Genomic DNA, 25,066 nt, shown 5'->3' with positions numbered 1-25,066 from the left:
GTCATCATCAGGGTGGCAACGTCTTTTGGTTTCCATGTCTCCTTCTCGCAGCTGACACAGGCGCTCTCTGTGGCGTCAGGCGCATCTGATCCCGGCTCAGTATCTTGTCGGCCCCTGTCTGGATCACCCTTTCCCGCCGTCGGGTTTGTCCAAGGCCCTCCCAACGAGTAAGATTCCCCCCAAACGTCAATTCGCAAGGCCCTCCATGTCCACTCAATACAATGCGGATGCCATTGAGGTCCTCAATGGCCTCGAACCGGTGCGTCGTCGCCCCGGCATGTACACAGACACCACCCGGCCCAATCACCTCGGCCAGGAGGTCATCGACAACAGCGTCGATGAGGCGCTGGCGGGCCACGCCCGTACCCTGGAGGTGACCCTGTTTGAAGACCAGTCCCTCGAGGTGATCGATGACGGCCGCGGCATGCCGGTCGACATTCACCCGGAGGAGGGGGTATCCGGTGTGGAGCTGATCCTCTGCAAGCTGCACGCGGGGGGCAAGTTCTCCAACAAGAACTATCAGTTCTCCGGCGGTCTGCACGGGGTGGGCATTTCTGTGGTGAACGCTCTCTCCGATCGGGTCGAGGTGACGGTGCGCCGCGATGGCCAGGTCTATGATATCGCCTTCGAGCGCGGCGACAAGGTGCAGGAGCTGACCATCACCGGCACCTGCGGGCGCCGCAACACAGGTACCCGGGTGCGATTCTGGCCGCAGGCGAGCTATTTCGACTCGCCCCGCTTCTCGGTCACCAAGTTGGAGCACCTGCTCAAGGCCAAGGCCGTGCTCTGCCCCGGCCTCACCATCAAGTTCCTCGACAAGAACACTGGCATCAAGCTGGAGTGGTGCTATGAGGATGGCCTCAAGGATTACCTGGTCGATGCGGTCAAGCAGTTCACCTGCTTGCCGGAGCAGCCCTTCGTCGGCGCCTTCAGCACCGAGCAGTCTGCGGTGGACTGGGCGCTGTGCTGGCTGCCGGAAGGGGGTGAGTGCCTCGCCGAATCCTATGTGAACCTGATCCCGACGCCGCAGGGCGGTACTCACGTCAACGGCCTGCGTCAGGGCTTGCTCGACGCCATGCGCGAGTTCTGCGAGTTCCGCAACCTGTTGCCCCGCGGGGTCAAGCTGACCCCTGAAGATATCTGGGATCGCTGCGCCTACATCCTCTCCATCAAGATGCAGGATCCCCAGTTCGCCGGTCAGACCAAGGAGCGGCTGTCGTCGCGCCAGAGCTCGGCTTTCGTGTCGGGGGTGGTGAAGGACTCCTTCAGCCTGTTCCTCAACAGCAACACCGAGCTGGCGGAGCAGATCGCCGAGATTTGCATCTCCAGCGCCCAGCGCCGGTTGCGCGCCGCCAAGACGGTGGTGCGCAAGAAAATCACCCAGGGCCCGGCCCTGCCCGGCAAGCTGACCGACTGCAACTGCGCCGACCCCATGCAGGGGGAACTGTTCCTGGTGGAGGGTGACTCCGCGGGCGGTAGCGCCAAGCAGGCGCGGGATCGCGAATTTCAGGCCATCATGCCCCTGCGCGGCAAGATCCTGAACACCTGGGAGGTGGAGGCCGGCCAGGTGCTCGCTTCCCAGGAAGTGCACGATATCTCTGTGGCCATCGGTCTGGACCCGGACTCGGAGGATCTCTCCGGCCTGCGCTACGGCAAGGTGTGCATACTGGCGGATGCGGACTCGGACGGTCTGCACATCGCCACCCTGCTCTGCGCCCTGTTCGTGAGGCACTTCCGCACCCTGGTCAACAAGGGCCACGTCTATGTTGCCATGCCGCCGCTCTACCGGATCGACATCGGCAAGGAGGTCTACTACGCCCTCGACGAAGACGAGAAGAACGGCGTGCTACAACGGGTCGAGGCAGAGAAGAAGAAGGGCAAGGTGATGGTGACCCGATTCAAGGGTCTGGGCGAGATGAACCCGAAACAGCTGCGGGAAACCACCATGGATCCCAACACCCGCCGTCTGGTGCAGCTCACCATGGGCGAGCTGGAGGAGGGGGACGAGACCCTGCAACTGATGGACATGCTGCTGGCCAAGAAGCGCGCCCCGGATCGTCGCGAGTGGCTGGAAGAGAAGGGCAACCTCGCCATCATCTAAGCCGTCGGTCACCAGCCGACCCGCATTTCAGGCGTGCCCTCTGAGGGCGCGCCATAGCAAGAGAAAAACATATGAGTGATGCTATCGAGCTCAGTCTGGATGGGGTAGAGCGCCAGCCAATGCGCACCTTTACCGAACAGGCTTACTTGAACTACTCCATGTACGTCATCATGGACCGGGCCCTGCCCCATATCGGCGATGGCCTCAAACCCGTGCAGCGGCGGATCATCTACGCCATGAGCGAGCTGGGGCTGTCGGCCCTCTCCAAGCACAAGAAATCTGCCCGTACCGTGGGTGACGTGCTGGGTAAATACCACCCTCACGGCGACAGCGCCTGTTATGAAGCCATGGTGCTGATGGCTCAGCCCTTTTCCTATCGCTACCCACTGGTGGATGGTCAGGGCAACTGGGGTGCGCCGGACGATCCCAAATCCTTCGCCGCCATGCGTTATACCGAGGCGCGCCTGTCGCGCTTCTCCGAGCTGCTGCTCTCCGAGCTCGGCCAGGGCACTGTGGACTGGACGCCGAACTTCGACGGCACCATGAAAGAGCCGGTGGTGCTGCCCGCCCGCCTGCCGCACATACTGCTCAACGGCATCACAGGCATAGCCGTGGGCATGGCGACCGACATTCCGCCCCACAACGCGCGGGAAGTGGCCTACGCCTGCGCCGAATTGCTCGACAACCCCAATGCGGGGCTGGATGCGCTGATGGCGCACATTCAGGGGCCGGACTACCCGACCAGCGCCGAGATCATCACACCGCGCGATGACATCCGCAAAATCTACGAGACCGGCAAGGGCTCCATCAAGCAGCGTGCTGTGTGGAACGAGGAGGATGGCGACATCGTCATCACGGCGCTGCCCCATCAGGCCTCCGGCGCCAAGATCATGGAACAGATCGCCGCCCAGATGGTGGCCAAGAAGCTGCCCATGGTCACCGACCTGCGCGACGAATCGGACCACGAGAACCCGACCCGTCTGGTGATCATCCCCCGCTCCAACCGGGTGGACATGGAGGCGCTGATGGCCCACCTGTTCGCCACCACGGATCTGGAGAAGAACTATCGCGTCAACCTCAACATACTGGGGCTGGACAACCGCCCCCAGGTGAAGACCCTCAAGATGATCCTCTCCGAGTGGATCATTTTCCGCCGCGAGACGGTGCGCCGTCGCCTGCAGTATCGCCTCGACAAGGTGCTGGCTCGCCTGCACATCCTCGAAGGCTTGCTGGTGGCCTATCTCAACATCGACGAGGTGATCGAGATCATCCGCACCGAGGATGAGCCGGGCAAGGTGATGGTGGAGCGTTTCAACATCAGCGAGACCCAGGCCGAGGCTATCCTCGAGCTGAAACTGCGTCATTTGGCCAAGCTGGAAGAGTTCAAGCTGCGTGCCGAGCAGGACGAACTGGCGATAGAGCGCGACAAGCTCGAACTGCTGCTAGGCTCGGAGCGTCGTCTTAACACCTTGCTCAAGAAAGAGCTGCTGGCGGATGCCGAGAAGTACGGCGACGATCGCCGCACCCCGCTGGTGGAGCGTGCCAGCGCGGTAGCCCTGACCGAGAAAGAGCTTACCCCGAGCGAGCCGGTCACCGTCATTCTCTCCGATAAAGGTTGGGTGCGTGCCGCCAAGGGCCACGACGTGGACGTGGCGGGGCTCTCCTACAAGGCGGGGGATGGCTATCTTGCCCACGCCTGCGGTCGCAGCAACCAGCAGGCGGTGTTCCTTTCCACCCTGGGGCGCACCTATGCACTGGAAGCCCACACACTGCCATCGGCTCGCAGTCAGGGCGAACCGCTTACCGGCCGCTTTGCGCTCGGGGCGGGGGAAGAGGTGCGCCATCTGGTGATGGGCAACGAGGGGGAGCCGTATCTGATCGCGAGCGACGCCGGTTACGGCTTCGTCTGTACCTATGACGATCTCATCGGCAAGAACAAGAACGGCAAGGCGCTGCTCACAGTGCCGGAAGGGGGCCTGGTGATGGCTCCCCAGAAGATTGGCTCGCCAGAAACCGATCTCTGCATGGCCATCTCCAACGAGGGGCGCATGCTGCTGTTCCCGCTCAATACCCTGCCGGTGCTTGGCAAGGGCAAGGGCAACAAGCTCATCAGCATACCGTCGGCTCGCGTGAAGGCGCGGGAAGAGTTTATGGTAATGGCCGCCATTATCCCGCAGGGGCAATATGTCACCCTGTTTGCCGGCAAGCGCAAGCTGACTCTCAAACCTGCCGATCTCGACTACTACCGCGGCGAGCGCGGCCGCCGTGGCGCCAAGCTGCCCCGCGGTTTGCAGCGGGTAGACAGAATAGAGATTGAACCCGCCGCCGGTGCCGAGCCGGTCGCGGAGGAAAATCAGGAAGGGTAAATAATAAGAAGGGCGCGAAAGCGCCCTTCTAAATACTCTAAATTAAAATGGCAGCCCACCATTTATTGGGACATTAGTCCATGCATTATAGCTGCCAGATGGAGCTAAATTTCTCAGGTCTGCTTGTGCAACGACTAAAGCCGGCTCAGTTTGACCATCAAGGGGAGTAGCAGTGACAATTCCAGCTCCCCACATATTAGTGCCAGTAGCGAGTTGACTTGGTGCTGTACACCATCCCGCACTTTGACGAGGGCCTAATATAGTCTTTGGATTTGTACCAGCACTATAGCCAGTTAATGGTGGGGTTACCATTTCACCACTGCTGCTATAGTAACTCACAGTGACTTCGATGGAACCTGAAGATATATTTACAATGCTAATGCAACTATACCAAGTGCCAATTGTTTGCCAATTTGTGGGTTTGTACGCCTGCCACCCTGAAAACCATGCTGTATTAGCGGATACATTCATCGACGTAAGTATAAATAAAATCAACGAGGCTTTTTTTAACATTTCAATCAATCCATAAGTTGTATTTGTGTTAATGTTGGTTTCTTTTTAAAAAGAATTATTCTATCTAGTCAGAAGGAATTATGTAGTGCCTATATAGGGGGGTGTGAAGAAAAACTGGGACACTCACCATTTCTACAATGGCCTAGGACTGGACCTAGCTTGAGGTGTCAGTGTTGAGGGAGGGGGTGACCATTGCCCGTTCACGTCAGATTGCCGGATAAGCCTTGCCATCGCCTGGTCAGTCAGTGTGTGCGACGAACTTTGTGTGGCGGGGATACTTAATCTGGCTATGACCATAGGTTGATTAGCGAAGCGTAATCAGATGTTCGCGAACGACAAAAACTGGGGCGCTCACTTTTTTGATATATTGAAAAGTCAGCCTAACCTGTTGAGGCTTTACCGGTTTTAGTTACTTATAATTCATGATGTTTTGCCGTACGAACTCAATAAATACGCGCGTTTTTGCCGGTAGATATTGACGGTTTGCATAAACAGCAAACAACTGCAATGGGGCGGCGGGTAACTCAAGTTCAATTTCAACCAACCTGCCATCATCAATAAACTCTTGGCAAGCCACCTTGGCAAGAATTGCAAAACCAACGCCAGCGATTGCTGCTTTTAACGCTAGCTCACCACTATTGACCCGGTAGTGTTCATTCACCTGGATGGTGGAAAATTCACTGTTTGTGCGAGTAAATTGCCAAGGCATCCCTTTCAGAGCGTTCACCGTAGTGATGCAGGGGAGATCTTTTAGTTGTGACGTATGGTTGGGAAGTCCCCACTTCTGGATCAATGAAGGGGAGCCAACAACAGTGCAGGGAATGGTTGTCAGATGGTTGGCTATATAATCGCAATCATCCATCTTGCCTCTGTGAATGATGATTACCATGTCCAGATCCTCTCTTAATGACTCAAGTCCGGACAGATTGGTAATACAGCTGATCTTGATTTCAGGATGTTGACAGGCAAAGTCAGCAATGGCTGTACCGAGCAGCCTGGGGCCGGCTTCATTGGGGATGCAGATGCGTAATGGCCCTTTCAGCTGGATCTGTTGTGATGTCAATTCAGCCTCGGTTTGCTCCAGTGATTCCAGTAATGGCTTTACTCGGGTATAGAGCAGTTGCCCTGCCTGTGTGAGTTTCATATGGCGGGTAGTGCGTTCAATCAGTTGAAGGTTCAAGGCTTCTTCCAATTGAGAGATACTGCGGCTCACATTTGACGTGGGTATTTGAAGGGTTTTAGATGCCCCGACAAAACTGCTTTTTTCAACCACTGCAATGAAAACTTTCAGCGCATTCAATTCCATGCCTGTACGCATTGATTATCCCTAATATGATAACAATCTGTGCCATTTTAACGGATAAAATTAAATTGTGATAGTGGATATACTGTTTATCTCTGAAAATTGAGAGTAAACACTATGATGTTAGATAAAAATAATGTGGATGAAAAAATGCACATTAATAGTTTGCCTATGAATTTTAACGCCGTCTGGCTAGCCGCATTGATTCAATTGGTCAGTGCTCTTGATTTCATGATGATTATGCCTCTTGGGCCTGATTTATCTCGTGCGCTAAATATAAGTCCAACCTATATAGGGTATTTAGGGGGTGGGTATGCACTGGCAGCTGCACTATCATCGCTATTATGTGCCAGATATCTCGACCGGTTTGATAGAAAACATGTTGCACTGATCTCATTGTTGGGAATCACGCTATCCACCTGGGCGTGCGCGTTAGCATGGGATATGGAAAGCTTGTTCTTTACCCGCTTGCTGGCCGGTGTTTTTGCCGGTCCGGCAACATCCATCGCTCTGGCGATCGTTGTAGATACCACGCCACTAGAGCAACGTGGTCGAGCGATGGCCATAGTGATAGGGGCTTTCTCGTTGTCAGCTATTGCCGGTGTACCCTTGGGATTGGAGCTGGCAATGTTAAAAGGATGGAGTGCACCTTTCTATGTCGTTGGTGGTTTGGGATTGTGTGTCTGCGTGGCAGTATATATAAGGTTGCCCGGGATGAGGGCCCACTTGGGACGGAGCCAGAAAGTTTTTTCATCGATTGAAATGTTGAAACGACCTGTGGTGTGGAATGCATTTATGGCAATTGGATTGGCAATTTTCAGTACCTTCCTTATTGTGCCAAATATTGCAGCTTATTTTCAGTTCAACCTTGATGTACCTCGTGGCGATATGAGTCATTACTATGTCATAGGAGGTATCTTTAGCTTGTTTGCGATGCAGTTTGGTGGATATTTTATTGACCGTTTTGGCGCAATGATAGTGACGATTTTGATGGGGGGATTGACGATTGCCGTTGTTTGGGACGGCTTCGTGCGTGAACCATGGTTGCCGACCATAGTGATTTTCACGTTATTCATGGTGGTTACTTCGATACGGACGATCACCGTTGCTACTGTTAATAGTCAAGTGGCAGAGCCTTGGGAAAGAGCAGGATTCATGTCATTGCAGAATGTTTTCCAACATATATTCAGTGGCTTGGCTGCCGTAGTGTCTTCGATGATTTTAACTAATGTCGATGGTCACCTTGGCAACATGGCTATCGTGGCTTGGTTGGCCATAGCGCTGGCGCTTATTCAACCAGTTTTTCTATATCAGTTACTCAAACGTTTATGCTTGGTGACCAAATAACCGAATGTTTGATTAACGACATTTGTAGGGGGTACTCATCGCCGTATATAACAACGCCCGGTGGGCCGGGCGTTGTGGTACGACTGGATGGGCGGTGAAAACGTCCCCTTAAAAAGGACTGTAGGTCTGATTAGCGAAGCGTAATCAGACAATCGCGAAAACAGGTTGCCGCGATTCTGCTGGTAATCCCTCTGCTCTCTATCCTCATCACTACGGAGCTTGCGGTGCGGCCGATAACGCTGCGCTAATCGACCCTACTTTTCTCTGTTTTCTTTAACGTTCTGCGGCTTGCTGATAGCTTCTGCCGTGATGGTTTGCGTCCCTCATTCCCAGCCCTTCTCCTCTTGTTTATGGCCAAAGAGTGGGAGAAGGGAGCATTGGAGTCACCGACGGTTGATGGTATGACCATCACTGCCTGAGGTTGGCACTGAGTTGTGCCCTCTCCCGTTGGGAGAGGGCCTGGGTGAGGGGAGGTAACCGTCGGGTGCAATGAACAGGGTGAATTGCACCGCGATTAAACTCGCGAAATTGCCGGTGAAATGGGCTGTACGGATCGACCCTACACCGGCGGTGTTAGCACCCAGAAATGCCGCCATGATGGTAAACAGCAGCCAGTCATTGATAATGTGTGCGCCGGTCGATACCCAAATATTTTTGGTAATGATGTAGCCGCTTAGCAGCACAATGCGGGCCGTTCCTATGACCAGAAAACATTGCAGAAAATTCCACTCATAAGTGGGCAGATGCAACGCACCGAAGATAAGCGCAGTACAGAGCCAAGCGGTAATGATGGCGGACTTGCGGCTCAGGCTGAGCTTAGTGTGACAAAACCAGAGCACTGCCAGAAACGGCAATATGGAGACCACCTCTTCACCGAAGAGTTGTGGGGCTGTTTTCAAATAAAAGAGGATGAGTGCCGTATCGGATGCCCCTGCCAGCAGGGTGTTGACCGGATTGGTATTCATCTTGAAAAACAGCTGCAGCAAGATTGCAACGGTGAAGGAGACCAGAATATTGGCGCCAACAATGGCCACCATCAACAGAACATCCCGCCATGTCGGCGTGCGAAACAGGGCTCGCCACCCTTTACCCACCATGATGGCGAGCACGGCCAGCGGGATAAGCGGGAACAGGATGGCGGGAACAAAGCCACCCAGGGTGGTTTTAAAAAATGCGACAGGCACCGTCAGCATCGAGAAACCCAGGGCTACACCAAGCAGGATCAGTACCCAGCGACTGGCTGATAATGCATGGGGCCCCTCTCGATAAAAGGGAAAATTCCCGGCACTTTTGCGCTCGAAACCATAGTAATCACTGTCATTCAATACCGGTATTGCTGCAGATTGATGCTCACGTATGGTGACCCTCGATATTTCAATTTGTTGTCCTGGAAACAACCGGATACCAGATGGCTAAGTTAATTGGCGGCTCTTGCATCTTTATTTAAATGCCAACCATCAAGGTGTAAATCCCTTCTTTCGCGGGCTCACGCCTTCCTGACAGCCGCTTCATTCGGCCCGTAGCACCATGACTGACACCCCATCGACTTCACATATGCTGCTGGTGCAATAAACAAGGTGAATTGCACCGCCGAGCCTTCAATTATTGAAATTCCACGCTATGGGCAGCTCAAGGTCGAAGACAAGCTCATCACCTTCCAGGCGAAAGGGCACGCTGGTCTGGTGCTGGTCATATTCGTCGATAAGGCGGCAGCCCTCGGCGAAATTGGATTCGTAGTTGAGGCGGGCGCTGCCCCCCGTGTAAGCCTTGTCGAGCTCCACCCCCAGCACCCGCAGCGGATCTTTCTGACTGAGCTTGACCCGATTGTCACCCACATCTACCAGTCGTTCCAGCAGGGGGAAGAAGTCCTGTTTGTGGGCCTCTATCGCCCGGGCTATGGCCTGCTCCCGCTCGGCCTGAGTGGTAAAGGTGCCCGCCAGTCTATATCGGGTCTGGATCCGCTCCTGGGTCATCTTCCTCTCCTTCTCGTTTGTGCCCGATCTGGGCCTGTCGGTAAACCTTATCAGATGCAGATGCAAAGCATCAGGCGGGGATCCGGCCATTGCGCATCAGCGCCCGGCGGATGCTCTTGCACATCTTGCCGAAGCGCTGGATCTCGTCGAAGGAGGGCGGGATGCCGCTATCGATCTGATATTGCCAATAGGATAAGTCAGAGTCGACCTGCTCCATCAGCTTCTTAGAGCAGCCGATGCAGCTATTGTCTGGCCCGCATCTGAAGGTATCCGGTTGATAGAGCGGAAATTCCTGCTTCACTGCATCGATGATCTGCTGCATTGCGGTAATACGGTCGGGTTTTCTGCTCACAGCATGGCCCCTGCTGCTGGTATGCGGGATTCATTATATTCCTTACATTCTATGGACCAATGACGCTAACGAGGTAGTTCCTATGGGGATTCGATAGGAATACCGGACTTTCCCCCGTCTTCGGCTCACCACCTGTGAGGGGGGCATCGGCTTGATAATCCCTTCCTTGCATCAAGAGAGATTTTTTTCAGGAGTGTTTCAGTGCATCATAAAAGCCCCAAACGAACTAACTCTGCCGATTTGGACAGGCTGAACCTGCTGGAGATCTGATGATGAAATATGTCCCGCTCTTGTTTTGCTGCTGGGCCTTGTACGCGCAAGCCGAGAAGCCCGAACCGGTACAGGAGGGAACCCTGGCCAATCAGCAGTTGATCCAGGATGCCATGGTCGGTGTAGCGGGCTGGGTGGCAACCAAGGGCTGTGAGGCGCCAGAGCGCTTTGTGCCGGTTGTGTTGCAGCCGCCAAAGGGAGATCCGGGTAGCCGTTATTGGCAAGAGCGCTGGACGGTGGAAGGGTGCGGCAAACAGTATCCGGTGCTCATCGATTTTCGTGAAACCGGGGTGGATAGCGCCATGTGGACTATTGCGCACTGAGGTCTTGAGGGGCGTGGCTGAGATTGCCCTCTCATTCAAACCCTGTTCCCGCAGCCCACGGGGACGTGAACGGGGGTAGTTGCATCACCCTTGATACGCGGGTTTGTCGGTGCAATGTGCTTCGCTTATTGCACCCTACCTAGATGGCCTGACCTCGTCCCCCAGTGTTTCCCGCTCGTCACTGTGGTGGTCAGATATAACAACGCCCGGCAAGCCGGGCGTTGTTGGGTCATGACGGGGCAGATCCTGCTTGCTGCCACCAGCGGTGGCGTTGGCAGTGGCCCCGAGCCAAAGCTGGCCTAGAAGTCGTGGTAGAGCGGCCAGCCGAGCAGGGGGTGCTTGAGACCGGCGCGCATCTCGAAATTGTCGAGCTTCTCCGGCTCGGCGTTCTCTTGTTGCAGCAACTGGTACTGGCGCACAAAGCCCAGGGTGTGCAGCAGGTTGGGGACAAATCCCTTGCTGAGTTCCTGACGCAGACCGGCGATCAGTTCGCCCGGCAGCTCCGCCAGCAGCAGCTCCAGCTGGGCGGCCAGATAGTCGGTGTCGTACCAGGCTTCTTGCAGCACGATTTCCCGTGCCAGACGACGCTTGAGATCCTGCTTTACCTTCAGTTTGGCGGCGCCGCTGCCATTGCCGCAGAGAATGCGGTAGAGCAGTGCCTCGGCCAGCTTGTCCTCCATGGTGGGGTGGTCGTTCTCGCAGGCGAAGAAGTGCTGATCGATCAGGCTCATCAGGCGGGCCTTGTTATGCTCCACTAGCGCCTTCTCGTACTCCTGCCAGCCTTGCCACTCCTCCACATCCGGCGGGCTGGAGATCTTGTCCAAGAGCCGCGCATCCACATCCCCATAGAGGCTGTTGCCACCTGGCTGCTTGGCGCTGACCGAGATCAGCATGGACCAGCCCTTCTGGAACGGCTTGATGGGCCCCTCCGGCGCCTGCAGCAGGGCCAGTGCCTTGGCGGTATCCCGTTGCGACAGCTCCAGCAGGCCCAGGCTGACCACGCCGATGACGTCGTGGGCGGCCTGTTCCAGCAGATGCATCTTGTACTTGTTGTAGTACTTGTCGGCGAACTTCAGGCTCATCAGCACCGCCTTGCCCTTGATCTGGCCAAGCTGCTGATCGCTCAAGTGTTCGCTCTCGCGGCCAAAGCGCAGCACCTGGGTAAGAAAGGGGCCCTGATTGACATCGCGTATGACTAGTTGCATGACGGGGTTCCTCAATCCAGGAAGCTGAACATGTCGTCGACTTCGGCGTACTCGTCGGAGGCATCGTTCTTATCTTTGGCCTGCATCACCAGCTCGCTGGCGAACTTGCTGATAATCCCTTCCCAGGATGAGTGCTCATTGCGCAGCAGTGCCTTGATGGCTTTTTCCACGTCCGGGGTCAGCTCGCGGATCAGCATCAAGAGGCTGCGCGGGTCATCCAGCGGGTAGTCGTGGGCATTTTCGCTCTGCTGGCGGTCGCTGTAGGAGAGCGCCTCTTCCAAGTCTTCCTCTTCGGCGTGCAGCGTGTCGTGGAAGCCCTCTTCATCCTCGAAGCGCTCACCGCGATAGAACTCGATGAAGGGGATGGCGAGGTAGAAGAGACCGGCCGGATCCTCGGCGATGCACTCCAGGATCTCCGCCTGCTTGGCGTCGCTGTCCTGGGTGCGGATCAGGTAGTTGAGGAAGTCGAAGGTGTGCTGCTGCAGCTCTTCGGCGTTGTTCTTGATCGCCTCTTCCCAGTAGAGGGGCTGCTGGCAGACGATGTCGCGGATCCGCTCCGGGGTCATCAGCTCGGAGATGATCGACGGGAACGACATGTCGTGCTGGCCGTTGATCTGGGTCAGGGTGACGATATCAATCTGTTCAATGACTTCTGCCAACTGATCGTCAGACATTGTCTTGGCGATCAGTTCGAACTTCTCGCTGGCCTGTTTCGGCTCGATCACGGCCAGCTCTTTGATCTCGATGGCGGTAATTTCTATCAGACTGTGCATGCTTTGCCCCAAGTTAGAAACGTACTTCGTCGTACATGTCTTGATCGCCGTCGTCGTCACCATCACCGTTGTAGTCGGCGTCAGCGTTTTCCCCGTCGTCATCATCGTCGTCACGCAGTTCGTAGTCGTCATCGGCACGGCGGCCACTGCGCGGCAGCGGGTTGTCCAGCTGGAACAGCACGGCGCAGGCTTCGATCAGCTGATCTTCGCTCTGGGCCCGTACCGCTTTCACCAGCGGCAGGTCGGCATTGTTGAACGCCACCGACACCTTGAATTCGTCCCATGAGGGTTGTACGCCGCTGCCGAGCCACTTGATCCACTCGGGCTTGGCCTTGGCCGGGAACTGCACCCGGCCATAGAGGGCCAGCGGCAGGTATTCGGGCATGAATTCCAGCATGCTCATGTCAGCCAGCAGCAGTGTCTTCATCTTGCCGGTGAATTGCTCCAGCGCCTTGGGGTCGTCCTGATCCCGGTAGGATTCGATGTTCTCACTGGCATCACTCATCAGCGCTTTGATCCGCGCCTGGTCCCATTTTTTCTGCATAGCGCCTCAGGGGTAAAATTGGTCCCACATCTCCTGCATGGCAGAAGCGGGATCGGTCACGATGACGTTGTTGAAATCCTTGATGAAAGCGGCCCGTTGTTTCGGGTCTGACAGCACTTCATAGGCCTGCTTTACCTGGTGCAGCTTGATGGCTGCCAGCTCTCGCTCTTCTTCGCTCGCCCCCAACAGCTTGTCTGGGTGGTACTGGTTCGACAGCCGTCGATAGGCTTTTTTGATGTCGTTTTCGCTGGCATTGGACTTGACGCCCAGTACCCGAAAGTAGTTGTTCATGGCAGATCCTGCATCACTGGCATCTTGGAATTCACAATGCGGGCGCCTGATGGTGGAGCTTGAGAAACCAGGCACGGCAAAAACCCGTCATTTTAACGGAAACAGGCCAGCTCCGCCATGAATAGGAGGCGATATGGCAAGCAAGTTGCTAATGCGAATAAAGCTCCGATCGCTGCCATTTTGGCAAGAAGAGGGTGGGGCATGTGTGATGGCGGTTGAAAAAACGCCCGGCAGGCCGGGCGTTGAGTCATCTGAGCGAAGTGGTGCAGTAAACAAACAACTGCGGCTTGCCAAGGGGAGTTCAGCGCCCCGCCTCTGGCAGCAGGTGAACAAGATGGCGATCGAGCCCCCAGGGGCCACAACCCTGTACCACCAGCAAGATGCATAGCAGGATATAGACAGACTCGGGCAGATAGAGCAGCCAGCTATACCATTCGAGCCCGGTCACGTCGGCGGGTATCTGATGAAGACCTATGGTCACCAGGGCAACAATGTTGATCACCAGCAATACCAGCGAGGACAACCTGGTCAGCAGACCAAAAACCAGCAGCAAGCCAAACAGGGTTTCATTGCCTGCCACAAAGGTTGCCATGAAGGCAGGATACGGGAGCCCTGCCTCTATCATGGTGTGCAGCATGGCCTGCTGGTTATCTGGCTGGATCAATTTATTCAAACCGGACGCAAAGAAGAAAAGACCGAACGCTATCCGGATCAGTGTCAGCGGCAAGAAATAGCGGCCACTCCGGGTCGACAGAAAACGCGCGATGATGGAAGTCATATCCACTCCTGTATTTGTATGAGGATGTGAAGTCGATGGTCGATAGAGGCCGGATGCGGGCGGTCAACAGGGGTTGTCCCGCCCGCTTGGGCAAAAGCTACCTCTATCTCGATCATATGTGGGCCGAGTGGTGCTCTTCTTCATCAGGGACAAGAGCACCAATGTCGGCACCCGTGAGGCCGGTTTAGCCGAGGCTGGCCCAGGCCAGGCGCAGCTTCAGCCCCAGACCCGAACTCCAGCCTGTGGTGGTACTCACCACCTTGCCGTCCTTGACGATGAGGAAGCTGGGGGTGACGCTCACCTGCCAGCGGGCGGCGAGGTCCCCTCGCTCATCGTTATGGGTCGGGAAGGTCAGCCCCTTCTTGCCCATCCCCTTGCTCAACTGCTGCGCGTTGCCTGAGCGCAGTGCCACCGTCAGCACGTTTTCACCGTCCTGCCAGAGCTGCTCCACCGTCGGTGTGGTGAAGCGGCAGACGGCGCACCAGCTGGCCCAGTAGTAGACCAGCAGCGGCTTGTCCCGGCTCATGGCCTGCAGGTCGGCGGTGGTGCCATCTTGCAGGGTGAGGGTGGGCAGAGGGTTGCCTTCTGGCAGCGCCGGGCTGCGCCAGAAGTCCAGCGCCGTCGAAATGACCACGCCAAACAGCAGCAGCCAGAGTGCCTCTTTGCCCCAGCGTCGCAGGCGATGGGGGAGGGATGGTTTGGCTTCCATGGTTACCCCTTCCTGGCCAGTTCGGCTTTCACAATTTGCTCAAGCTCTTCATAGGGGATGGCGCCCGACACCAGCTGGTTGCCGATCAATGTGGCCGGTGTCCCTTGCACTCCCAGCAGCGTGCCGATGCGCAGGCTGTTGCGCAGCTCCTCGGTGGCCCTGGCTTCGGGTTTGAGCGCAGTGTTGCCGGTGGCCGCCAGCGCCTTGTTGATATCCGCCTCGGTCAGCATGCCCTGCTTGCTCATCAGCTTGTCGTGCAGGGCAAGAAAGCGGGCTGGGTCCTGCTGCCACAGGGTCAGGCTGTATTGGGCCGCCTTGGCAGAGGTCTGCCCCTTGAACGGCAACAGCTTGATCACCAGCCCGACATCATTTGGGTAGGCCTTCAGCAGCCTGGCCAGATGGGGATCGAACTGTTTGCAGAAGGGGCAGTTGTAGTCGGTGAACGACACCAGGGTCAGCTTGGGGTTTTTGGCGCCCAGGCGCGGGCTGGTAGCGCTGTTGAACAGCACATCCTGGTTGCCCTTGATGAAGTTGCCAAGCTGGCTGGCCTGATCCGCCGCATTCTGTTTCTCCCAGGCATCGGCCACCTCATCAAGGATCTTGGGGTTGGCCACCAGAGTCTCGCGGATCAGCTCCTTGATGCGGGACTCCTGCTCCGGGGTGAAGGGGGCTGCGTGCAGGGCCGGGGTCAGCAGGGTGCCCAGCAGGGTCAGGGTGAGCAGGGTCGATTTCATTTGGTGTCTCCTTGAGAAGGGGCTATGGCTGCTTGCTTCAGGGTGCCAAGCAGAGTCGGTCGGTCCAGCAGGGGGGAGAGGATCTCGCCACCCTGCAGGCCCGGCCCATAAATCTGGTTGAAGGGAATGGCCACGCTGCCGCGCTGGCGCAAGAAATCAGCGATGCTGGCGGAGGGACGGCTCCAGTCCCCGCGCAGGGCTACCACATCGGGGGCGCTCAGGGCTTTTTGCACATCATCTCGCAGCAGCACGTTGAATTTGTTGGCTTTACAGGTAATGCACCAGTCGGCAGTGACATCGACAAAAACCCGCTTGTTCTGCGCCAGAGCATCCGCAATGGCTTGCTCAGAGAGCGGCTGCCAGTTGACGGTATCTCGCTGGGGTTTTCCTTCCATCGTAAAGGCGCCGCCCAGCAGCAGGGCTCCACCCAGTAGACAGGTGAGGGCCAGTCCCAGGGTCACACTCCGAATGCCATGGCGCCACACCACGGCCAGCAGCAGGGCAGCCAGCATCAGCGCCATCAGGATCAGCATCCAGAATTGACCGATATGGTTGCCGAGCAGGCTGAGCAGCCAGAGGCTGGAGCCCAGCATCATCAGACCGAGCAGAATGCGCAGGCGGCCCATCCAGCGGCCCGGCTTCGGCAGCCAGAGTGCGAGACGGGGGAAGGCGGCGATCAGCAGCCAGGGCAGGCTCATGCCAATCCCCAGCGCGGTGAAGATGAGCCAGAGCTGACCCAGGGGTGCCCCGAGCGCAAAGGCGACCGCTGTGCCGAGGAAGGGCGCCGAGCAGGGGGTGGCCAGCAGGGTAGCGAAGCACCCCTGCAGAAAGTGACCGCCCAGGCTGTTGCCACCCGTGGTGGCGAGACGGGTATTGAGGTTGCTTGGCAGCCTTAACTCGAACAGCCCCAGCAGGTTGGCACAAAACAGCAGGGTGACCACCACCATAAAGCCGATAAACCAGACGCTCTGGAACTGGATACCCCAACCGACCGCCCCCTGGGTGGCGCGCAGCAGTGTGCTCATCAGTGCCAGCGCCCAGAAGGAGACCAGGATGCCGGCACTGGCCGCCAGGAATTGCAGGCGAACCGGACGGCGCTCGCGGGTTTCCAGTTGCAACACCGATCCCAGCTTGAGCGCCAGCACCGGCAGCACGCAGGGCATCAGATTGAGGATAAGGCCACCCAGCAGGGCGGCGCCCAGCAACCAGAGCAGCGAGTTGCCCTGACTCGGTAGTGTCAGCGGGTCACCTATGCTGGCGTCACTCTGCCAGGCCTGTTCACCACTGCTCAGCACAAACCCGAGTTGCTGGTTACGGATGTCGGGCGCATCGCCCTGCCAGCCATCGCTGACCGGAATACGGGCGATCAGGGTGTTGCCTTGCACCTCCAGCTCGGGTTTGCCAAATTCGGCCTCTTCCAGACGCTGGAGGAAAACCTGGGGATCCTGCCAGCCTTGCGGGTTGTCGGCGGTCAGCTGCAGCTGGTTTTGCTGATAACCCGCTTTGAGGATGACGGTATCCGGCAGGGTTTGTGGCAGCTTGCTCATCGCCTGGGCGTAGGCAAAGTCAAATCCTTCCGGCGCAGTGCCATCGAGCGCAAGGGTAAAAGGGTAGTCGGTCAGAATGCAGACATTGCTGCAAGTCGAAAGGCGCAGGGTGCCAGTCAGCGTATTACTGCTGCTGTGGGCAAGCGTGATGGGGAGGCTGACGGTCTTCTGATAGCCCTGGGTCGAGATACCACTGACGTCAAATCGCTCCGGCACGGGCCAGTGCCACTGCTGGGTGGCTTGAGGGGCATCCCAGAAGATTTCAGGGGCAATGCCACCTTCCCCCGGGTTCTGCCAATAGGTCTTCCAGCCGGACTCGAGCTCCAGGCTCAGCAGCACGCGAGTTTGGGCGGGATCTCGGGTATCCGCTTGCAGCCGCACTTTGGCGTGATCGTTCTGGGGGCTGGCAAGCCAGCCGGTATCGCTGGCCAATCCCATGGATTGCCACAGCAGGCCGCCCATCAACAGGGCGGTCTTGATGATGTTTGACATTTTTTTGTCTCTTGAAAATGAAAGTTAGGGTGGTGTAAACCGCGGCTAACTCATTCTCGCCAGACACAGAGAGTAAGATGAAGTCGCCGTTCAGGCGGAGATATGTTTCTGGGTGGGGGCAAGGCGGGGGAGCGGCGCGACAGCGGCGCCAGCAGGGCAATCACAAAAGCGATGGCAAAGAAGATCTGTTCGACGCAGAGCAGGGTGGCGGCACTGAGCCACTTGCCATTGAGCTGGCAACTGCTCGGCTGGGGTGTCGCGGTTTGGGCATCGTCGGCTTCGGCGCCGGAAGATGGGACAGGCAGCAGCTGGCAACTCAGGGCCTGATCGAGCTGAGCCAGTCGGGCCAGCGGCTGGGCCGCACAGTTGAGCACCAGAATGCAGACCAGCAGCAGGAGTCTTGTCGCCACGCGTTGTCGCAAAATCATGCTCGCCCTACCCTGTTGAATGGTGCATATCCTATCGATCAATAATGGCAGGGGCAAGTCAGCAGGATTCGATACGACCATATGTGCTATGCAGGGTGGTCAGTTCTGTTTGGCGAACGCTTGTTCGCTAAAAGGGGGATCAGTATACTGCGCCGAGTTAAAATCCGAGGTGTTCGATGCTCAAACTTGCCCGTGTGCTGCTGCTAACCCTGCTGCTCGTCTTCTGGTTCGTGTTCGGTCTGTTGCTCTGTCTGGTGCGTCCGCGTCATCCCAACAACGTCTTTGTCTTCGCCCGCATGTACCATGCGGTTTGCCCGCTGCTCGGGCTCAAGGTCAAGGTAACCATACCGGACGAGATCAAGTCGCTCGGCCCGGCGGTTTACGTCTGCAACCACCAGAGCAACTTCGACATCTTCACCGTGACCGGTGCCGTCATGCCGGGCGTGGTGGCGGTAGGCAAGAAGAGTCTGCTGTGGTTGCCCTTCTTCGGTCTTATCTTCTGGCTCTCAGGCAACGTGCTCATCGACCGCTCCAACCGCTCTCGTGCCATCGGCACCATAGGCCAGGTGGTGGATCGCATCAAGCATCACGGCACCTCCATCTGGATGTTCCCGGAAGGTACCCGCTCCAAGGGGCGCGGCCTGCTGCCGTTCAAGGCCGGCGCCTTCCACACCGCCGTGCAGGCCGAGGTGCCCGTGGTGCCCATCGTCTGCTCCAGCTACTTCGGTCAGGTTGACCTGAACCGCTGGGACAATGGTGAAGTGCTGGTCGAGGTGATGGCTCCGCTGTGCAGCAAGGAGCACGGCGCTGCCGGCATTCGAGATCTGTCCGATACCTGCCGTGCAGCGATGGAAAGCAAGCTGGTCGAACTGGACAGCAAGCTGGGTCGTCATCAGGCTGCCTGAATTTGAATGGAAGATGACATAGAGGGAGCCGCCGGCTCCCTTTTTTGTTGGTTAAAATCACCACTTTATTGGTTATTTTAACCAATGCCCTCGCCTTTAATCTCAGTATGAAATCCATATCTACCTGTAAAACAACAATAAATGATTTTGGCACGGCTCTTGTAATGCTATGGGAAGAGATAGCCATCCCAATGAACAAGGAGCCAGACCATGAGCGTATTCAGCCGCCTGACCGACGTGATCAATGCCAACCTGCACAGCCTGCTCGACAAGAGTGAAGAGCCGGAGAAGATGCTGCGCCTGATGATCGAAGAGATGGAGCAGGTGCAGGTCGAGATGAGAACCCAGGCCGCCCGCGTCATCGCCGAGCAGAAACAGCTGGAGCGTCACCAGCAGGCGTTGCAACACCAGATCCTGGAGTGGTCGGCCAAGGCCGAGCTCGCCATCCAGAAAGGGCGTGAGGATCTGGCCCGTGCCGCTCTCACAGAGAAGTTGGCCGAGGTCAAAAAATGCGAGCAACTGGAGCAGGACAAGGCCCGTGTGGCCGAGGTGCTGGCCCAGCTCACCGCCGACAGCGAGCGACTGGCGGCCAAGCTGAGCGAGGCCCGCGAGAAGCAAAAGATGCTGACCCTGCGTGAGCAGACAGCCCACAGTCGCATCCGTGCCCGTGCTCAGGTCGACAATCAGCGCATGCATGAGCTGATGGCCCGTTTTGACGGTTTTCAGGGGCGGGTCGATCAGCTGGAAGCCCAGCTGGAGGCGGCGACCCTGGGGCAGAATCCCTCGCTGGAGGCCCAATTCCGCGAGCTGGAACTCAATGACGAGATTGAACGCGAGCTGGCCCGTCTGAAGGGTCAGAAGGTGGAGGCATAATCATGACACCCTGGCCGAAAGACCTTGCCCATCGCAAGTTGACCGGGGTCTGCGCCGGCATTGCCAGCCGGCTGGGGCTCTCCAGGGTGACGGTACGGATAGTGGCGCTGATCGCCCTGATCCTGATGCCGCCGCTGACCCTGGCCGCCTATCTGCTGGCGGTGCTGATCATGCCGCCCCGTCGTGAGTTGAAGCGTTGGCTGGACTGACCCCTGGGTCATTCAGCCAGCAAGAGAAGCCTGTGAGGAGCAGAACATGCTGGAATTTATCGTCTTGATGCTGGTGTTGGTCGCCATGGCGCTGACGGGGTTCACCGTGCTGGCCATGTTGGTGGTGAGCGGTGTCTTCGTGCTGTTCGGCGCCCTGGCCGGCATGTTTGCTCTCATCATCAAGCTGGCGCCCTGGTTGCTGGTGCTGCTGGTGGTGTGCTGGTTCATCAGCAACAGGCGCAAGCAATCCAATACCTACCGTTAACCCTCCCTGTTATCGAATCCTTCCTTGGCCACTGCTTGCAGTGGCCTTTTTTGTGGTGCTTCCAGGGGCGGCGTGACGACCGTCAGCCAGAGCTGGCTCCAGTCGGCCCAGCCATCCGGCTCTTGCACCAGGCGTTCCTTGAAGGCTTTGCTCTGCTGCTTGAGGCGATATTCGAGCCGCAGCGCGGCCCCCTTGTCACCGACTGTCTGCTGCCACACCAGCACCAATGGCCCCTTGCCGCGCAGGGCGCGTGAGCCTTTGCCGCTCTGGTGCTGGCGAAGTCGCCTGATCGGGTCTGTGCTGATCCCCGTATAGAGCAGACCGGCCGCGGTGCGAACCAGATAGATGGACCACTGGCTGGGGGCGGGCGGGGGAGTCGGTTTGGCATCCATCACGGGTTTTCTCATTCGATCTGTCTGTGCCAAACTCAAAGCAGCGCAAGGAGGTGCGATGCGAGTCTGGTGTTGGTTGTGGTGTCTGTTGTCGATGTCGGCTCACGGAGAGACGCTGCGTCTCTACGATTATCATCAGCATCCCCCTTTCGTGACGGGGGAGACGACCGGGCTGAGCCGGGATCTGGTGAAGTATCTCAACGAAAAGCTTGGCGGAGAACCCAGATTTGAGCTCTGGCTGGTGAATCGCGCCAGATTGGCGCTGGAGATGTCGGATCCTGGCTTTGACGGCCTGGTGAGCTGGGTCAATCCTGCCTGGGTCGGGGATCCCCAGCGCGAGCACTATCTGTGGACCTTTCCCATGATGCGCGACACCAACGAGCTTATCTCCAGCCTGGCCAAACCCGTTACCTATCGTGGCCCGGATTCACTCAAGGGGCTGATTTTCGGTGGCATAGAGGGCTACCGCTATCAGGGCATCGATGATGCTGTGGCCCGGGGCGATCTGGTGCGCCACGATGCCAAAAAGGTCAAAATCAATTTCAGCCTGCTGGTGCGGGGCCGCATCGATGTGACTCTGGTGTCCGGTTCTGCGCTGGCCTTTTTTACCCATGACCCCGGTTTCGAGGGGAAACTCTTTATTTCACCTTTCCCCCAATCCAGTTATACCCGCCACCTGCTGCTGCCCAAATCCCGCCACAAGCTGCATACCAGATTGAACGACATCGCCGAACAGATGGATCGTGATCCCAAGTGGCATGCCATTCTGGAATCCTATCGCAGCAGACCCTGAGCATCATTGCTGCCGCCGCGCCTGAGGTGGTGCAGCGGCAGCAGGCTCACCAGCAGGCCCGCCCAGACAAAGGCAAACCCGACCGATTTGACCGGATCCGCCGCCTCGCCAAACCAGAGGATGGCGAGCAGGAAGGCGAGACTCGGCTCGATATATTGCAGCAGCCCCATCGTGCTCATGCGGGTGCGCATCATGCCGTAACAGAACAGCCCCACCGGCAGCAGGGTAGCGGGAGCGCTGCCCATCAGCAGCAGTCGGTCGGCCCAGTCACCGGCCATAAACTGGCTCATGCCGTTGAGCGTCAGAGCACCAATAATCAGAAGGGCGACGGGAAGCTGGACCAGGGCTTCGAGGTAGAGGCTGACACCGGCGTCGTAGTGCACCTTCTTCTTGAGCAGACCATAGAAGGCGAAGTTGGCCCCCATGATGAGGGAGAACCAGGGCAGCTGACCGTAGGAGAAGAGCATGTAGGCGAGTCCGGCCAGTGCCAGGGCGACTGCCAGGTGCTTTTGCACTGTGAGCTTCTCTTTGAGGAAGATGACGGCGAACACGATATTGAACAGCGGCGTCATGAAGAAGGCGAGGCTGGTGGCCAGCACCTGACCCGTGGTCAGACACCAGGTGAACATGCACCAGCTGATGGACATGACGGGGCCCGCCAGCAGTATGAGGCCCAGCTGGCGCGGTTCACTGCGAAGCCGTGCCCAGGGCACCTGATAGCCGAGGAGAGCAAAGAGCGCAGCCAGCAGAACCACAGACCAGAGTACACGGTGGGAAAGCAGCTCCCACATGTTGACCTCGGGCATGAACTGGTAATAGAGGGGCAGCATGCCCCACAGCGCGAATGAGAGGGCCGCGCTGCCGGTGCCCATCCAGTTTTTCATCGTTTTTCGTTTATTAAATTAAACATTAGTGGCCGCATGATAAGTATCTGTTGAATCTTTCACAAGCAGGATCAGGGGGGAAATTCTGTTACCATCGGGCCCATGAACCGACTCGATACGCTGTTTGAACAGATCCGGGCCTGCCGGTTGTGCGAGGCTCATTTGCCGCTGGGCCCACGCCCTGTGATCCGCGGGAAAGAGAGTGCTCGTCTGCTGATCATCGGTCAGGCTCCCGGCACCCGGGTGCATGCCAGCGGCATCCCCTGGGATGATCCCTCTGGCGATCGGCTGCGTCACTGGCTCGGCGTGGATAAAACGACCTTCTACGACGAGTCCCGCATCGCCATCATGCCGATGGGGCTCTGCTACCCCGGCAAGGGCAAGTCGGGGGATCTGCCCCCTCGTCCTGAATGTGCGCCCACCTGGCACGACAAGGTATTGATGCTGCTGCCCAATATCGAGCTGACCCTGCTCATCGGCCAGTATTCCCAACAGTACTATCTGGGCAAGGCCGGTAAAGGTTCGCTGACCGAGACGGTGAGACAATGGGCCGACTATGGCCCCGCCTGGCTGCCGTTGCCGCACCCGTCTCCCCGCAATACCTTCTGGCTCAGGAAGAACCCCTGGTTCGAGCAGGACGTGCTCCCCCATCTGCAGCAAAGGGTCACCCCCTTGCTGCTTTGATTCAGGCCGCCGGTTCTGCAAGGGGTTTTGGCTTGCTGCGGGCCATGGCAAGCAGCGGGATTATGATGCACAAGCACCCCAGCAGCAGCGGCAGACCCGGCTGCTCGTCAAACAGCCAGACCCCGATGGCAACCGCCATCAAGAGGCCTGTATATTCCGCCGAGGCGATCTTGCTCGCCTCCGCCTTGCGATAGGCCACCACGCACAAGCCGGCATAGACCATGATCAGCGCCGATGAGCCGAAGGCGGGCCACCACATCTGCCACTGCCAGTCGCCCCCTTCCCATAGCGCCAGCGCCAGTATGAAAGGCATGCTCAGCACGTTGGTGAAGAACAGTGTCTGGGCGATGGGTTGCTTGAGCGGGATCCGCTTGATCAACAAGTTGTTGAGCGCCATGGAGAGCGCCACCCCGAGTGCCGCCAGCGCGGCCCAGTTCACCTCGGTCGGCCGCAGCACGATCAGCACTCCGATAAAACCGATGAGCGCGGTCAGCACCTTCTGGCGCGAGATGGCTTCCCCCGCCATCCACACTGCCAGCGGTACCATCATCAGGGGCGCCGCATAGAAGAGGGCATTGGCGGTGGCGAGTGGCAGACGAGTGAGGGCGATCACCATCAGGCAGACGCCAACCGCCCAGATGTGGGCCCGCAGCAGATGCCACTTGATGGCGACCGGTGGATTGCGACGCCATGACCAGAGCAGCCAGGGCGTCAGCAAGAGGGCGGCGGAGAGCTGGCGAAAGAAGACAAACTGGAACACGGGCTGGCTCGGCTCCAGCACCTTGACCAGCGCATCGGAAAAGACCGCCACCATATTGCCCAGCACCAGATAGAGGATCCCGATCCCGACTGCATTCATACCACCTCCCACGTCAGATGAGGGCAGGGTAGCGCGGGGTCAGTTATCCAGTAAAATGATAAAAAATCACCATTCATGAGATTTTTGGATAATGAAACTGCCTCCCCTGCGTGCCGTTCAATACTTCGAGGCGGTCGCCCGCCTGCTCAGCTTTTCTCGCGCGGCACTCGAGCTGAACGTCAGCCAGAGTGCGGTCAGCCACCAGATCCGGTTGCTGGAGGATTTTCTGGGGGAGCGGCTGCTGCTGCGCCAGGGGCGGCTGTTGTCATTGACAGCCCAGGGGGAGGTGTATTTTGAGGGCATAGCGGCCGGGCTCGGCCAGATCGCCCAGAGCAGCGAACAACTGCGCGGCGGTGGCGAGATGCGAGTCCGGCTTGCCGTCTACAGTTCGTTCGCGGTGAAGTGGTTGATCCCGCGCCTGGCGGGCTTGCGTCAGCTCTATCCCGAGCTGGATCTGAGCCTGGAGATGGTGGCGGAAGATCCCGAACTTTCCGATCGGGTGGCGGACTGCTTTATCACAGTCTCGCCCCATGGTCGTGGCTATTGCCACGATCTCATCTATCGGGAGCGGCTCTTTCCGGTTTGCAGCCGACGGTTGTTGCAGCAAGTTGAAGGGGAGTGGCCGCAGGCCATCTGGCAATTGCCGCTCCTGTCGGTACAGTCCATCTACAAGGCGCGGGGAGAGGATTGGCAGCGCTGGGCCAAGGCGGGTGAGCTGGTCATTCCCGATGAGGCGCGCATGCACCACTTCAGTCATGTGTTGCTGGCGATGGAGGCGGCGGCCTGGGATCAGGGGGTGGCCTTTGTGAACGACTACATGTTGCGGCCGGATGATCCCCAGCTGGTGGCCTTGCCGGTACACCAGCTGGAGACGGGGGATGCCTTCTATTTCACCTGCAAGCGATCCCGGGCCCATGAGCCCGCCATCAGCCGGTTGCGCCAATGGCTGATGATGGAGACGCGTCAGAGCATGGCCTTGCAAACAAAAGCCCAACCCTGATGCTAAGGTTGGGCTTGTTTGAACTGGCTGTCCCGTCCTGAATATGGTTTACACCTTTCCCCCACATAAACGGAGAGCCCGATGGGACAAGGTGTGAAACGGACACAGCGCGATTACTCGCTGACTTTTAAACTGGCACTGGTCGAGCAGATT

At 57.8% G+C, this 25,066-nt stretch carries 28 protein-coding genes; 11 read left to right on the top strand and 17 right to left on the bottom strand.

What is annotated here, in order from left to right; translation table 11 throughout:
* The first annotated feature begins 205 nt into the window (after positions 1-205).
* Together parE and parC are read left to right on the top strand one after the other, a co-directional pair.
* Entirely contained in the window at positions 206-2,101 is a 1,896-nt protein-coding gene (gene parE, locus GWQ27_RS21305; RefSeq protein WP_005313900.1) for a DNA topoisomerase IV subunit B, read from the top strand.
* Positions 2,102-2,172: 71 nt separating this feature from the next.
* Positions 2,173-4,467: a DNA topoisomerase IV subunit A gene (gene parC, locus GWQ27_RS21300; protein ID WP_275908268.1), complete on the top strand. Its 2,295-nt coding sequence runs from the start codon at positions 2,173-2,175 to the stop codon at positions 4,465-4,467.
* Positions 4,468-4,509: 42 nt separating this feature from the next.
* Here the strand turns inward: parC and GWQ27_RS21295 are convergent, their stop codons facing one another.
* Positions 4,510-4,980 carry a hypothetical protein gene (locus GWQ27_RS21295; RefSeq protein WP_275908267.1) on the bottom strand — a complete coding sequence of 157 codons (471 nt, stop codon included), beginning with the start codon at positions 4,978-4,980 and terminating at the stop codon, positions 4,510-4,512.
* A gap of 409 nt (positions 4,981-5,389) precedes the next feature.
* On the bottom strand, positions 5,390-6,298 hold the full coding sequence (locus tag GWQ27_RS21290; RefSeq protein WP_275908266.1) for a LysR family transcriptional regulator: 909 nt from the start codon (positions 6,296-6,298) through the stop codon (positions 5,390-5,392).
* 135 nt (positions 6,299-6,433) lie between these two features.
* On the opposite strand from GWQ27_RS21290, the gene GWQ27_RS21285 reads away from it, so the two are divergent.
* Complete coding sequence (locus tag GWQ27_RS21285) at positions 6,434-7,630, top strand: MFS transporter (protein ID WP_275908273.1); 1,197 nt, start codon at positions 6,434-6,436, stop codon at positions 7,628-7,630.
* Positions 7,631-8,013: 383 nt separating this feature from the next.
* On the opposite strand, the gene GWQ27_RS21280 is transcribed toward GWQ27_RS21285, so the two are convergent.
* The 3 genes from GWQ27_RS21280 to GWQ27_RS21270 form a co-directional block, all read right to left on the bottom strand.
* Entirely contained in the window at positions 8,014-8,955 is a 942-nt protein-coding gene (locus tag GWQ27_RS21280) for a type II CAAX endopeptidase family protein (RefSeq protein WP_275908265.1), read from the bottom strand.
* Positions 8,956-9,228: 273 nt separating this feature from the next.
* On the bottom strand, positions 9,229-9,603 hold the full coding sequence (locus GWQ27_RS21275; RefSeq protein ID WP_275908264.1) for a hypothetical protein: 375 nt from the start codon (positions 9,601-9,603) through the stop codon (positions 9,229-9,231).
* 70 nt (positions 9,604-9,673) lie between these two features.
* Positions 9,674-9,925 carry a hypothetical protein gene (locus GWQ27_RS21270; RefSeq protein ID WP_275908272.1) on the bottom strand — a complete coding sequence of 84 codons (252 nt, stop codon included), beginning with the start codon at positions 9,923-9,925 and terminating at the stop codon, positions 9,674-9,676.
* 299 nt (positions 9,926-10,224) lie between these two features.
* Here GWQ27_RS21270 and GWQ27_RS21265 point away from each other — a divergent pair, with 299 nt between their 5' ends.
* Complete coding sequence (locus GWQ27_RS21265) at positions 10,225-10,548, top strand: hypothetical protein (protein WP_275908263.1); 324 nt, start codon at positions 10,225-10,227, stop codon at positions 10,546-10,548.
* Between the two features lie 299 nt (positions 10,549-10,847).
* Here GWQ27_RS21265 and GWQ27_RS21260 read toward each other — a convergent pair whose 3' ends face one another.
* From GWQ27_RS21260 to GWQ27_RS21220, 9 genes are all read right to left on the bottom strand, one after another.
* On the bottom strand, positions 10,848-11,753 hold the full coding sequence (locus GWQ27_RS21260) for a hypothetical protein (protein ID WP_234591661.1): 906 nt from the start codon (positions 11,751-11,753) through the stop codon (positions 10,848-10,850).
* Positions 11,754-11,764: 11 nt separating this feature from the next.
* The gene (locus tag GWQ27_RS21255) at positions 11,765-12,526 is read right to left on the bottom strand and encodes a hypothetical protein (RefSeq protein ID WP_005313872.1); all 762 of its coding nucleotides are present in this window, start codon (positions 12,524-12,526) and stop codon (positions 11,765-11,767) included.
* A gap of 13 nt (positions 12,527-12,539) precedes the next feature.
* Positions 12,540-13,070: a hypothetical protein gene (locus GWQ27_RS21250; protein WP_087756583.1), complete on the bottom strand. Its 531-nt coding sequence runs from the start codon at positions 13,068-13,070 to the stop codon at positions 12,540-12,542.
* Positions 13,071-13,076: 6 nt separating this feature from the next.
* Positions 13,077-13,361 (bottom strand): DnaJ domain-containing protein, encoded by a 285-nt coding sequence (locus tag GWQ27_RS21245; RefSeq protein WP_005313867.1) that lies wholly within the window; start codon positions 13,359-13,361, stop codon positions 13,077-13,079.
* A 301-nt stretch (positions 13,362-13,662) separates the two neighbouring features.
* Entirely contained in the window at positions 13,663-14,139 is a 477-nt protein-coding gene (locus tag GWQ27_RS21240; RefSeq protein WP_275908262.1) for a DoxX family protein, read from the bottom strand.
* A gap of 184 nt (positions 14,140-14,323) precedes the next feature.
* A complete protein-coding gene (locus GWQ27_RS21235; protein ID WP_058394518.1) occupies positions 14,324-14,848 on the bottom strand; it encodes a protein disulfide oxidoreductase in 525 nt (174 codons plus the stop codon).
* Between the two features lie 2 nt (positions 14,849-14,850).
* Positions 14,851-15,582: a DsbA family protein gene (locus GWQ27_RS21230; RefSeq protein ID WP_059168846.1), complete on the bottom strand. Its 732-nt coding sequence runs from the start codon at positions 15,580-15,582 to the stop codon at positions 14,851-14,853.
* A complete protein-coding gene (locus GWQ27_RS21225; protein WP_275908261.1) occupies positions 15,579-17,621 on the bottom strand; it encodes a protein-disulfide reductase DsbD domain-containing protein in 2,043 nt (680 codons plus the stop codon). The genes GWQ27_RS21230 and GWQ27_RS21225 overlap by 4 nt, the downstream gene beginning before the upstream one ends.
* Positions 17,622-17,671: 50 nt before the next feature.
* Positions 17,672-18,049, bottom strand: coding sequence for a hypothetical protein (locus GWQ27_RS21220; protein ID WP_005313850.1), 378 nt, complete (start codon positions 18,047-18,049; stop codon positions 17,672-17,674).
* 176 nt (positions 18,050-18,225) lie between these two features.
* Between GWQ27_RS21220 and GWQ27_RS21215 the strand changes: the two genes are divergently transcribed.
* The 4 genes from GWQ27_RS21215 to pspG all read left to right on the top strand — a co-directional run bounded on the left by GWQ27_RS21215 (position 18,226) and on the right by pspG (position 20,301).
* Complete coding sequence (locus tag GWQ27_RS21215) at positions 18,226-18,954, top strand: 1-acylglycerol-3-phosphate O-acyltransferase (protein WP_265466536.1); 729 nt, start codon at positions 18,226-18,228, stop codon at positions 18,952-18,954.
* Positions 18,955-19,164: 210 nt separating this feature from the next.
* On the top strand, positions 19,165-19,827 hold the full coding sequence (pspA, locus tag GWQ27_RS21210) for a phage shock protein PspA (protein WP_021139707.1): 663 nt from the start codon (positions 19,165-19,167) through the stop codon (positions 19,825-19,827).
* A 2-nt stretch (positions 19,828-19,829) separates the two neighbouring features.
* Positions 19,830-20,036 carry a PspC domain-containing protein gene (locus GWQ27_RS21205; RefSeq protein WP_021139706.1) on the top strand — a complete coding sequence of 69 codons (207 nt, stop codon included), beginning with the start codon at positions 19,830-19,832 and terminating at the stop codon, positions 20,034-20,036.
* Between the two features lie 46 nt (positions 20,037-20,082).
* Entirely contained in the window at positions 20,083-20,301 is a 219-nt protein-coding gene (gene pspG, locus GWQ27_RS21200) for an envelope stress response protein PspG (protein ID WP_005313840.1), read from the top strand.
* On the opposite strand, the gene GWQ27_RS21195 is transcribed toward pspG, so the two are convergent.
* Entirely contained in the window at positions 20,298-20,708 is a 411-nt protein-coding gene (locus GWQ27_RS21195) for a GIY-YIG nuclease family protein (RefSeq protein WP_275908260.1), read from the bottom strand. The genes pspG and GWQ27_RS21195 overlap by 4 nt on opposite strands.
* A gap of 43 nt (positions 20,709-20,751) precedes the next feature.
* Between GWQ27_RS21195 and GWQ27_RS21190 the strand changes: the two genes are divergently transcribed.
* Complete coding sequence (locus GWQ27_RS21190) at positions 20,752-21,486, top strand: ABC transporter substrate-binding protein (protein ID WP_275908259.1); 735 nt, start codon at positions 20,752-20,754, stop codon at positions 21,484-21,486.
* Here the strand turns inward: GWQ27_RS21190 and rarD are convergent.
* Positions 21,468-22,370, bottom strand: a complete 903-nt coding sequence (gene rarD, locus GWQ27_RS21185; protein WP_275908258.1) for an EamA family transporter RarD — start codon at positions 22,368-22,370, stop codon at positions 21,468-21,470. The genes GWQ27_RS21190 and rarD overlap by 19 nt on opposite strands.
* A gap of 102 nt (positions 22,371-22,472) precedes the next feature.
* Between rarD and GWQ27_RS21180 the strand changes: the two genes are divergently transcribed.
* Positions 22,473-23,054, top strand: coding sequence for a uracil-DNA glycosylase family protein (locus tag GWQ27_RS21180; protein ID WP_275908257.1), 582 nt, complete (start codon positions 22,473-22,475; stop codon positions 23,052-23,054).
* 1 nt (position 23,055) lies between these two features.
* Here GWQ27_RS21180 and GWQ27_RS21175 read toward each other — a convergent pair whose 3' ends face one another.
* The gene (locus GWQ27_RS21175) at positions 23,056-23,913 is read right to left on the bottom strand and encodes a DMT family transporter (RefSeq protein ID WP_005313828.1); all 858 of its coding nucleotides are present in this window, start codon (positions 23,911-23,913) and stop codon (positions 23,056-23,058) included.
* A gap of 91 nt (positions 23,914-24,004) precedes the next feature.
* Here GWQ27_RS21175 and GWQ27_RS21170 point away from each other — a divergent pair, with 91 nt between their 5' ends.
* Positions 24,005-24,913, top strand: coding sequence for a LysR substrate-binding domain-containing protein (locus tag GWQ27_RS21170; protein ID WP_005313826.1), 909 nt, complete (start codon positions 24,005-24,007; stop codon positions 24,911-24,913).
* Positions 24,914-25,066: the final 153 nt, after the last annotated feature.

The organism is Aeromonas sp. 5HA1, assembly GCF_029237245.1.
Taxonomy (GTDB): domain Bacteria; phylum Pseudomonadota; class Gammaproteobacteria; order Enterobacterales; family Aeromonadaceae; genus Aeromonas; species Aeromonas salmonicida.
Note: the sequence above shows the minus strand (reverse complement) of the source record. Positions and strands in the feature narration are given on the sequence as shown.